We start from the raw sequence: 10,549 nt of genomic DNA, 5'->3' as shown, positions 1-10,549 counted from the left end.
TCGAAAATGGCTGTGCCGGTTTACCAGAGAATCCTCGACCTGTTCGAGGCCGAGGGGGTCAACACGCTGTTCGGCATCCCCGATCCCAACTTCGTGCACATGTTCTCCGAGGCGGAGGCGCGCGGCTGGAAAGTGGTTGCGCCACACCATGAAGAGAGCGCGGGCTTCATGGCCGAAGCCGTGTCGCGCATGACCGGTAAGCCGGGTCTGTGCATCGGCACGCTCGGCCCGGGTGTCGCGAACATCGCCGGCGCGATGATGTGCGCGAAGGTGGAGAACTCGCCGGTGATCTTCCTCGGCGGGCAGCGCGCCCGGATCACCGAACGGCGGGTGCGGCGCGGCCGCATCCAATTCGTCCGTCAGGAGGCGCTTTTCGCGCCGTCCGTCAAGTACAGTGCGTCGATCGAGTACGCCGACCAGACCGACGAAATCGTGCACGAGGCGATCCGCCGTGCCATGTCCGGCACACCGGGACCGGCCTATATCGAGTACCCCTCGCACGTGATCCTCGAAGAGCTCGACGTGGCAGACCCGTTGCCGCCCAGCGCGTATCGGCTGGTCGATCAGACGGCAGGCGCTCGTGAGGTCGCGCAGGCAGCGGAGCTGATCCGGCAGGCCAAGAGTCCGATCCTGCTCGTCGGACACGGCGTGCACACCTCGCGCACGGGCGCCGCCGTGAAGCGACTCGCCGATGTGATGGCATGCCCGGTCATCCAGACCTCCGGTGGCACGTCGTTCATTGCGGGCCTGGAGGACCGCACGTTTCCGTACGGATTTTCCTCGGCCGCGGTCGAGGCCGTGGTCGGCTCGGATTTGTGCGTCGCGCTCGGCACCGAACTGGGCGAGCCGGTGCACTACGGCAAGACCCGGCACTGGGCAGACAACGACGCGCACCGCAAGTGGATCTACGTCGAGCAGGACCCGACGGCGATCGGCGTGAACCGGCCCATCGACGTGCCGCTGGTCGGCGACCTTCGCGGGGTGGTGCCACAACTCGTCGACGCGCTCCAAGACACCCCGCGCCAGCCGTCGGCCGATCTGGACCGCTGGATCAAACAGGATGCCGACCAGCTGGCGGAACTCGCCGAGGGCGCGCCCAGCGGCCGGTCGCCCGTACATCCCGCGCGTTTCGTCGTCGAAGCCACCAAAGCGTTCCCCGCCGACGGCATCATGGTGCGCGACGGCGGCGCCACCGTGATCTTCCAGTGGACCTATTCGCAGGCCAAGCCCCACGACGTGATCTGGAACCAGAACTTCGGCCATCTGGGCACCGGGCTGCCGTATGCGGTCGGCGCATCGGTGGCCGACGGCGGCAACCGGCCGGTCATGCTGCTCACCAGCGACTCGTCGTTCCTGTTCCACATCGCCGAACTGGAGACCGCCGCCCGCCTCAAGCTGCCACTGGTGTGCGTGGTGGGCGTCGACAACCAGTGGGGTCTGGAGGTCGGTGTCTACAAACGCACGTTCGCCCAGCCGTCGCCGCAGCCCGGCGTGCACTGGAGCAAAAACGTGCGCTTCGACAAAATCGCCGAGGGCCTGGACTGCCACGGCGAATACGTCGACAAGGAAGAGGAAATCGGCCCGGCCATCAAGCGGGCGTACGCGAGCGGGCGGACCGCGGTGGTGCACGTGTGTATCGACCCGAAGGCCAATTCGGAGGAAATGCCTAACTACGGGGAGTTCCGGACGTGGTATGCAGAAGGCACGCAATAGGCGAAGGGCGACAACGATGCGCGAATATCTGAAGTTCTACATCGACGGCCAGTGGGTGGACCCGGCCGAACCGAAAACTCTGGACGTCGACAATCCGACCACCGAAGAGGTGTCCGGCCGGATCGCGGTGGGATCGGCCGCCGACGTGGACCGGGCCGTGAAGGCGGCCCGCAAGGCGTTCGCCACCTGGTCGCAGAGCAGCCGCGAAGAGCGGCTGGACTTGCTGCAAGCCATCCTCGCCGAGTACCAGAAGCGTTCGGGTGACCTCGCCGACGCGGTCAACGAGGAGATCGGCGCCCCGCCCTCATTGGCATCGGGTCCGCAGGTCGCGCTCGGCATGGGACATTTGATGACGGCCATCGACGTGCTCAAGAACTTCCAATTCGAAGAACAGCACGGCTCGACGCTGGTGGTCAAAGAACCCGTCGGTGTGTGCGGCCTGATCACCCCGTGGAACTGGCCGATCAACCAGATCGCCTGCAAGGTGTACCCGGCGCTGGCGACCGGTTGCACGATGGTGCTCAAGCCGTCCGAGGTTGCGCCGTATTCGGCGCAGATCTTCACTGAGATCATGGACGCCGCAGGCGTGCCCGCGGGTGTCTACAACATGGTGTTCGGCGAGGGACCGACTGTGGGAGCGGCGATTTCGAGTCATCCCGACGTCGACATGGTGTCGTTCACCGGGTCCACCCGCGCCGGCATCGACGTCGCGAAGAACGCTGCGCCGACGGTCAAGCGGGTAACCCAAGAGCTCGGCGGCAAGAGCCCCAACATCGTGCTCGACGACGAAAGCTTCGAGGAAAGCGTCCGCAAAGGCGTGACCGCGATGATGCCCAACTCCGGGCAGAGCTGTAATGCGCCGTCGCGAATGCTGGTGCCGAATGCCCGCATGGACGAAGCCATTTCGATCGCCAAGCAGGTCGCCGAACAAATCAAGGTGGGCGATCCCGGCGAGAAGACCGCGATCGGCCCGGTCGCGTCGAGGGCTCAGTTCGACAAGATCCAGCGCTTGATCGAGAAGGGCATCGAAGAAGGGGCCACGGTGGTCGCCGGGGGACCGGGCCGCCCGGATGGACTCGACAAGGGCTACTACGTCAAGCCGACGGTGTTCGCGAACGTGAGTAATGACATGACGATCGCCCGCGAGGAGATCTTCGGGCCGGTGCTGTGCATCATTGGCTACGACGACCTCGACCAGGCCGTGGAAATCGCCAACGACACGGATTATGGTCTGGCAGGGTATGTTTCGGGCGCCGACGTCGAGAAGGCCCGCGAGGTCGCGCGCAAGATTCGCGCCGGCAGCGTCGCGATCAACCACGCGTTCGACTTGAATTCCGCCTTCGGCGGCTACAAGCGCAGCGGGAACGGTCGCGAGTGGGGCGAGTTCGGCTTCCACGAATACCTCGAAATCAAGTCCACGATGGGTTACGCGCCGGAGAAGGCGGCCGGCTAGCGGGTCCGAGCACCAGTTCTGCCCAGGCACGGACAGATGCGCTTCGCGATCACGCACCCGATCATCAGCCACCCCTGCCGTCCGGAGTTGGTGTCCGGGCGCGGCGTCGGCGAACTTGCCGCCGCGGCCGAGGCCGCGGGTTTCCATGGTTACGGCTTCACCGATCATCCGGCGCCCACGCAGCGCTGGCTCGAGGCGGGCGGTCACGACGCACTTGACCCGTTCGTCGCGATGGGCTTCGCTGCCGCGCGCACCACGACCCTGCGGCTGATCCCCAACATCGTCGTGCTGCCGTACCGCAACCCGTTCCTGGTCGCCAAGGCTGGGGCCACGCTGGACCTGCTGTCTGAGGGGCGGTTCACGCTTGCGGTGGGTGCAGGCTACCTCAAACGCGAATTCGCAGCGCTGGGAGTGACTTTCGACGAACGCAACGAGCTGTTCGACGAGGCGCTCGAAGTGATCAGGGCAATCTGGACCGCGGACGACATCACCGTCGAGGGCAAGCATTTCACCGCACGCGGCATCACCGCACACCCGCGGCCGTGGACTACGCCGCATCCGCCGATCTGGATCGGCGGCAACACCGGCACCGCGCGCCAGCGAGTGGTCGACCACGGCGACGGCTGGTGCCCATTCGCCGCGCCGGCGGGGCTGGCCAGCACGGCCGGAACGTCGGCGATGGACACCATCGACCGGCTCGCGCAGGCCGTCGACGATCTGCGGCGCCGCTTCGACGCCGCCGGTAAGGACTGGTCGTCGATCGACATCAGCTTCACCAATTTCGCCGGGGGGAGCCCGGGGCAGGCAGGCTTCGACGCCGACGCCTACCTGTCCGGGCTCGAGAAGCTTGGGGCCATCGGCGTGACCTGGGTGCAGGTCGGGCTGCCCGGCGACGGGCTGACCCACGCGCTGGAGGCGATCGAAGTGTTCCGCGAGCGGGTGATCGAGAGAACCTGATGGCACTGAGCCGCGACGCGGTGTCGCTCGAGGGCCGAGTTGCGGTGGTCACGGGCGGCGGTGCGGGCATTGGCAGGGGCATTGCTGCGGGCTTCGCTGCGTTCGGTGCGCGCGTCGCGATCTGGGAGAAGGATCCGGACACGGCGGAGTCCGCGGCGGCCGAGACCGGTGGGCTGGCGTGCGTCACCGACGTCCGAGACGCCGGGCAGGTGGACGCGGCGCTGACCGCCACGCTCGAATCGCTCGGCGTACCAACGATTTTGGTGAACAACGCGGGAGGAGTGTTCTGGTCCGGCCTGCTGGACACGTCGCCCGGCGGCTGGGACGCGTTGATCCGGTCGAACCTCAGCCATGTGCTGCTGTGTACACAGCGCGTGGCGCGGGCCATGGTCGACGCGCGCCTGGGCGGAAGCGTCGTCAACGTCACCTCGATCGAGGGATTCCGTGCCGCGCCCGGTTACGCCGCGTATGCGGCCGCCAAGGCCGGCGTCGTCAACTTCACCAAGACGGCCGCGCTCGAACTCGCGCCGCACGGCATCCGGGTGAACGGGCTGGCTCCCGACGTCACCGTCACCGAGGGTATCGAGGCCATGGCCTCTCCGGGCTTTCGGGAGCGCACCAGCCTGATGGTCCCGATGGGCCGGCTTGGCCACGTCGACGAAGTGGCCGGCGCGGCAGTGTTTTTGGCATCGGAGCTGAGCTCGTATGTCACCGGTCAAACGGTTCATGTCGACGGCGGCACGGCTGCGGCCGGGGGCTGGTACCACCATCCCGACGACGGCCACTACGTGTTGGGCCGCGGCGAATGAGAACATGGTTTCCGCTTTTGGGTAATGCCATTGTACGATCACCGCATGCAGAAGGCGCTCGCTCCCGAGATCTCGACCTGGCCTGATGACAACCCGCAGCTCATCGGGAGCAAATGCGGCGCCTGCGCTGCCGCCACGTTCCCGCGCCAGGACCGTTGTCCGCGCTGCAGTGCCGCTGACATGTCGGAGTTGCTGCTTCCGCGCCGCGGCACGCTGATCGCGTGGACCACGCAGGGCTTTCCGCCCGGGCCGCCGTATGCGGGACCGACCGGGAAGGACTTCGTCCCGTTCGGGGTGGGGCTGGTGCAGCTCGACGACGTGATCCGGGTCGAGGGCCGGCTCACCGAGAACGACCCGGGCAAGCTGGAGTTCGGCATGGACGTCGAGCTGACCATGGTTCCGTTCACCACCGACGAAGAGGGCAACGAAGTGGTGACGTTCGCCTTCCGGCCGGTGAGTTAGAGGAGGTTTGCGATGAACGACGTGGCGATAATCGGCGTGGGCCTGCATCCATTCGGCCGTTTCGACAAGACCGCGATGCAGATGGGCGCCGAGGCGATCCAGGCCGCACTGGCCGACGCCGGGATGGACTGGAAAGACGTCCAGTTCGGCGTCGGCGGCAGCTATGAGGTGTCCAACCCGGACGCGGTGACTCGGCTCGTCGGCCTCACCGGCATCCCGTTCACCGACGTGTTCAACGCATGCGCCACCGCGGCCACCGCCACCCAGGTGTGCGCGGACACCATCCGGCTGGGCAAGTACGACATCGGCATCGCGATCGGCATGGACAAGCATCCCCGCGGGGCGTTCACCGACGACCCGGCCAAGTTGGCATTGCCGCAGTGGTACGCGCAGAACGGACAATTCGTCACCACCAAGTTCTTCGGCATGAAGGCCAACCGCTACATCCACGACCACGGCATCTCTCAGGCGACGCTGGCCAAAGTGGCCGCGAAGAACTTCCGCAACGGCGCGCTGAACCCGAATGCGTTCCGCCGCAAGCCAATTCCGGAGAAAGAGATCTTGAACTCCGCGGTGCTGAACTACCCGCTCACCCAGTACATGTTCTGCGCCCCCGACGAAGGCGCGGCCGCAGTGATCATGTGCCGCGCGGACATCGCTCACCGGTTCACGTCCAAGCCGGTGTACCTGCGGGCGGCGGAGATTCGCACGCGCCGCTACGGCGCCTACGAGGTGCACGCGACGTCGGCCCCGCTCGACGAGGACGCGTCGCCGACGGTGTACGCATCGAAGGCGGCGTTCGAGGCGGCCGGGGTGGCGCCCGAGGACGTCGACGTGATCCAGTTGCAGGACACCGACGCTGGCGCCGAGGTGATCCACATGGCCGAGGCGGGCTTCTGCGCCGACGGCGACCAAGAGAAGCTGCTGGCCGACGGCGCCACCGAGATCGGCGGCCCGATGCCGGTCAACACCGACGGCGGGCTGATCGCCAACGGCGAGCCGATCGGCGCGTCGGGTCTGCGTCAGGTGCACGAGCTGGTGCGCCAGCTGCGCGGCGAGGCCGGCGACCGGCAGGTGCCCGGCGAGCCGCGGGTCGGATTCGCCCAGGTTTACGGCGCCCCCGGAACTGCCGCGGCCACTATCCTGACGCTCTAGCCTCGTTCGGCGAGCGTGCGTGTCTGCTCAGCGACACGCCGCCCTAGACGTGCAAGCGTGCACGCTCGCGGGGGATCGAAGGAGCGTCGCATGCCTGACATCGAGTACGACTGTCCCGCCGGGCCCCTGCCTGGCTATCTCGCTGTGCCGTCATGGGCGAAGCCGTGGCCGGGCGTGGTCGTCGTGCACGACGCGTTGGGCTTGACGGCCGACATCCGTCGCATCACCGACCGCTTCGCGGCCAACGGCTACCTGGCCCTGGCACCGGCGCTGTACCGGCGCGGCGCGAAGCCCATGTGCGTGGTCCGCACGTTGAGGGCGATGCAGACCGGCAGCGGAACCGCCGTCGACGACTTGATTGCCGCGCGCGACCATCTGGTCGGCGACGATCGATGCACCGGCAAGGTAGGCGTCGTCGGCTTCTGCATGGGCGGTGGCTTCTGCCTGCTGCTGGCACCGCGAGGCGAATTCGACGCCGCGGCACCGAACTACGGCAACTGGCCGAAAGACGTTGATTCGCTGCGAAAGTCGTGTCCGACGGTGGCCAGCTACGGCGTCAAGGACCGCCTGCTGCCGGGCGCCCGGCCAAACTCGAGACGCTACTCGCCGACATCCCGCACGACGTCAAGGAATACCCCAATGTGGGGCACAGCTTCATGAACGACTGGGGCACTCCGTCGCTGCTTGAACCTGTCGAAAAGATTGCGGGCCTTGGCTATTCGGAGCCGGAAGCCGAAGACGCCTGGCGGCGCATTCTCGCGTTCTTCGGAACCCACCTCGGCGCTGGGCGCAGTCACCACACGTGACGTTTGCCCTGCTCGCGGTACCACTCCAGTAGATCGGGGTTGTCAATCGCCCGTGGGTCGACGGCGACGTCGGTGCGCCCGGCCAGAATGCCGGTGATCGGCACCTCGAGCTTCTTGCCGGTGCGCGTGTGCGGTATCGCCGGCGCCTCGATGATCTCGTCAGGCACATGCCGCGGCGACAGCTTCGCGCGAATCTCGTTGCGAATCTTGGCCTTCAGCTGATCATCCAGCTGCTTGCCCGGTGCCATTGCGACGAACAGCGGCATCCAGTACTTGCCGTCTGGACCGTCGATCCCGACGACGAAGGCCTCACTGACCTCGTCGATCCCCTCGACCACCTCGTAGATGTCGGCGGAGCCCATTCGGATGCCGTGCCGATTCAGGGTCGCGTCGCTGCGGCCGTGGATCACCAGCGAGCCCCGCTCCGTCAGCGTCACCCAGTCGCCGTGCCGCCACACGCTCGGCGCCGGGCCGTCCTCCCACTCGTGATCGAAGTAGGCGGCACGGTACTTCGACCCGTCCGCGTCGTTCCAGAATCCGATCGGCATCGACGGCATCGGTTGTGTGATCACCAGTTCGCCAACCTCGTTGACCAGGGGTTCGCGCCTGGGCGACCAACAGTCCAGTGCCACACCGAGATAGCGGGCGGGCAGCTCGCCGGCTCGAACCGGCACACCGGGCGTGCCGCCGGCGAACGCGGTACACACATCGGTTCCGCCGCTGATCGATGACACCATGACCTGGTCCCCGACGTGGTTGCCGATCCACTCGAAAAGGTCGGCGGCTAACGGCGATCCGGTGCTGCCGACCGTGCGCAGCCGGCTCAGATCATGCGACGAGCCAGGATCCAGCCCGGCCTTGCGCGAGGCCAGCACATGCCCGGGGCTGGTGCCGAAGTATGTGACCCGTTCGTCGGCCACCAGCTGCCACAGCCGGTCGGCGTCGGGGCACAGCGGGTGACCGCTGTAGCACACCACGGTCGACCCGCATAGCAGCCCCGACAGCCGGAAGTTCCACATCATCCAGCTCAATGCGGTCTGCCAGAAGAACACGTCACGCGGACGGAGATCGGCCTGCAGCCCAACAGCTTTCAGGTGCTCGAGCACGATCCCGCCGTGCCCGTGCACAATTCCCTTCGGCCGGCCGGTGGTGCCCGAGCTGAACAGCACCCACAGCGGATGGTCGAACGGAACCGCCGTCACATCAAGCGAAGACGGGGTGGCGACGAGCTCGCGGTATGCGTCGCTGCCGATGACCACCAACGCCGGGTTGTCGAGCAAGCCGAGCAACTCCGCAGTGTGCGCGGTCTTGTCGATCCACCGGCCGTTGAGCTGGTATCCGTCCGCGCTGAACAACACCTTCGGGCGCAGCTGCGAGAGCCGCGACGCCGCTCCCTCGGGGGCGTAGTCCTGCCCGCACGACGACCAGATGGCGCCCAGCGACGCCGTCGCCAAGAACGCGACCATCGCCTCGGCGACGTCGGGCAGATAGGCGGCGACGGTGTCGCCGCGGCCCACTCCGAGACGGCGCAGCTCGGCTGCCACCGCACCGACCTGCCCCGGCAGCTCAGACCAGCCGATCTCGGTGCGGGCGCCGGCCTCGTCAACGCCGACGATCGCCGGCCCGTCCTGGTGGGTGTACCGCAGAAGCTGCTCGACGTAGTTGAGCTCGACACCCGGAAACCATTGCGCCCCAGGCATCGACGTATCAGGCAGGATGCCGGCGTCGCCGTCGGCGGGCTCGGTTCCGCGGACGTCGAAGAACTCCCAGATCGCCCGCCAGAACCGCGCCAGGTGGTCGACCGACCACTGCCACAACTGCGCGTACTCGCCGGCCGGCGCGCCGTGGTGCTGCGCCGCGAAGTCCGCGAACTCGCGCCACCGCGGTCGTGTCATCGCTCGCTCAGCCTCACGATGTGCTGAGCGCGTCGCAGGATCGGCATGTCGACCATCTTGCCGTCCAACTGAAAGACGCCGCGGTTGTCGCGGGCCGCAGCCACCACGCGCCGCGCCCACTCGACCTGCTCCGGTTCCGGGGTGTAGGCGGCCCGGATCACCGGAACCTGGCTCGGATGGATCGCAACCTTCGCGTCGAACCCCACCGCGACCGCGTCGTCAGCCTCCGCCCTCAGCCCGTCGAGGTCCTTGATGTCCAGGTAGACCGAATCCAGCGCAAAACGCGAAAACGCTTTCGCCGCAAGCAGTGACGCCGACCGCACATGGCGGGCGACGTCGCGCAGTGTGCCGTCGGCGGTGCGGTTCGCGGTGCCGCCCAATGCGGCGAACAAGTCCTCCGAACCCCACATCACGCCGACCGCGTTGTCCATCTGGACGCTGTCGGCGACCCGGACCGCCCCCAGCGGTGTCTCCACCAACACGATCACCTCGCACGGTGCCAGCGCCGCAACCTGTTCGGGTGATTCGCATTTGGGCAGCATCACGGTGGTGTAGGAGGTGCGCGCCAGCGCCTCGAGGTCCGCGCAGTAATCGGACGTCCCAGCGGCATTGACCCGCACGACGGTCTTGGCGGGGTCACAGGGGTTGTCCACCAACGCTTTTCGTGCGGCGTCACGGTCCGAGGCGGCAACGCCGTCCTCCAAGTCGAGGATGACGACGTCTGCTGCTGCGGCCGCTTTGGCGAACCGCTCCGGGCGATCCGCCGGACAAAACAGCCATGCGGGTCCGAGCTGCAGCGTCATGCCGGTTGCGTCCTCACCATGGTCTTGCGGGTCGCGGTGGCGACGATGTCGCCGTGCTGATTGCGGCCGACGTGGCTGAAGGTCACGATGCCCTCGCCGGGACGGCTGCGCGACAACCGCTTGTCGGTCACCACCGATTCTGCATACAGCGTGTCGCCGTGAAACAGCGGCTTGGGGAAGGCGATCTCACTGAAGCCGAGGTTGCCGACGATCGTGCCCTGGGTCAGCTGGGTCACCGACAGCCCGACGAGCGTTGACAGCGTGAACATCGAGTTGACCAGCCGCTGGTGAAACGGGGGTTGAGCTTCCGACCAGGCGGCATCCAGATGCAGCGCTTGGGTGTTCATGGTCAACGTCGTGAACAGCACGTTGTCGGCCTCGGTGATGGTCCGGCCCGGCCGGTGCAGATACCGCACGCCGAGTTCGAATTCCTCGTACCACAGGCCGCGCTGTTCGACCGTGCGTTCCGTCGCGTCTTGCGTCATAGCCAGATTCT

At 67.0% G+C, this 10,549-nt stretch carries 9 protein-coding genes and 1 pseudogene; 7 read left to right on the top strand and 3 right to left on the bottom strand.

The genetic code is table 11. From position 1 onward, the window contains the following. Positions 1 to 6 precede the first annotated feature (6 nt). From AC5Y4C_RS10150 to AC5Y4C_RS10120, 7 genes and pseudogenes are all read left to right on the top strand, one after another. A complete protein-coding gene (locus AC5Y4C_RS10150; protein WP_499962639.1) occupies positions 7 to 1,713 on the top strand; it encodes a thiamine pyrophosphate-binding protein in 1,707 nt (568 codons plus the stop codon). Between the two features lie 16 nt (positions 1,714 to 1,729). Continuing rightward, positions 1,730 to 3,166: an aldehyde dehydrogenase family protein gene (locus AC5Y4C_RS10145; protein WP_499909185.1), complete on the top strand. Its 1,437-nt coding sequence runs from the start codon at positions 1,730 to 1,732 to the stop codon at positions 3,164 to 3,166. A 36-nt stretch (positions 3,167 to 3,202) separates the two neighbouring features. Beyond that, entirely contained in the window at positions 3,203 to 4,123 is a 921-nt protein-coding gene (locus AC5Y4C_RS10140) for an LLM class F420-dependent oxidoreductase (protein WP_499962637.1), read from the top strand. Further along, the gene (locus tag AC5Y4C_RS10135) at positions 4,123 to 4,932 is read left to right on the top strand and encodes an SDR family NAD(P)-dependent oxidoreductase (protein WP_499962635.1); all 810 of its coding nucleotides are present in this window, start codon (positions 4,123 to 4,125) and stop codon (positions 4,930 to 4,932) included. Before AC5Y4C_RS10140 ends, AC5Y4C_RS10135 begins: the two co-directional genes overlap by 1 nt. 45 nt (positions 4,933 to 4,977) lie before the next feature. Continuing rightward, positions 4,978 to 5,394 (top strand): Zn-ribbon domain-containing OB-fold protein, encoded by a 417-nt coding sequence (locus AC5Y4C_RS10130; protein WP_499909179.1) that lies wholly within the window; start codon positions 4,978 to 4,980, stop codon positions 5,392 to 5,394. Positions 5,395 to 5,406: 12 nt separating this feature from the next. Further along, complete coding sequence (locus AC5Y4C_RS10125; protein WP_499962633.1) at positions 5,407 to 6,549, top strand: thiolase family protein; 1,143 nt, start codon at positions 5,407 to 5,409, stop codon at positions 6,547 to 6,549. A 90-nt stretch (positions 6,550 to 6,639) separates the two neighbouring features. Further along, positions 6,640 to 7,355 (top strand): annotated as a pseudogene (locus AC5Y4C_RS10120) (dienelactone hydrolase family protein). On the opposite strand, the gene AC5Y4C_RS10115 reads toward AC5Y4C_RS10120, so the two are convergent. The 3 genes from AC5Y4C_RS10115 to AC5Y4C_RS10105 are packed head-to-tail and all read right to left on the bottom strand — an operon-like array spanning position 7,343 to position 10,538. Next, the gene (locus AC5Y4C_RS10115) at positions 7,343 to 9,250 is read right to left on the bottom strand and encodes an acetoacetate--CoA ligase (protein ID WP_499962631.1); all 1,908 of its coding nucleotides are present in this window, start codon (positions 9,248 to 9,250) and stop codon (positions 7,343 to 7,345) included. The pseudogene AC5Y4C_RS10120 and the gene AC5Y4C_RS10115 sit on opposite strands and share 13 nt — an antisense overlap. After that, positions 9,247 to 10,053, bottom strand: a complete 807-nt coding sequence (locus AC5Y4C_RS10110; protein WP_499962630.1) for an HpcH/HpaI aldolase/citrate lyase family protein — start codon at positions 10,051 to 10,053, stop codon at positions 9,247 to 9,249. The genes AC5Y4C_RS10115 and AC5Y4C_RS10110 overlap by 4 nt, the downstream gene beginning before the upstream one ends. Next, on the bottom strand, positions 10,050 to 10,538 hold the full coding sequence (locus tag AC5Y4C_RS10105) for a MaoC family dehydratase (RefSeq protein WP_499962628.1): 489 nt from the start codon (positions 10,536 to 10,538) through the stop codon (positions 10,050 to 10,052). Before AC5Y4C_RS10105 ends, AC5Y4C_RS10110 begins: the two co-directional genes overlap by 4 nt. Positions 10,539 to 10,549: the final 11 nt, after the last annotated feature.

Source organism: Mycobacterium sp. NGS35 (genome assembly GCF_059812855.1).
Note: the sequence above shows the minus strand (reverse complement) of the source record. Positions and strands in the feature narration are given on the sequence as shown.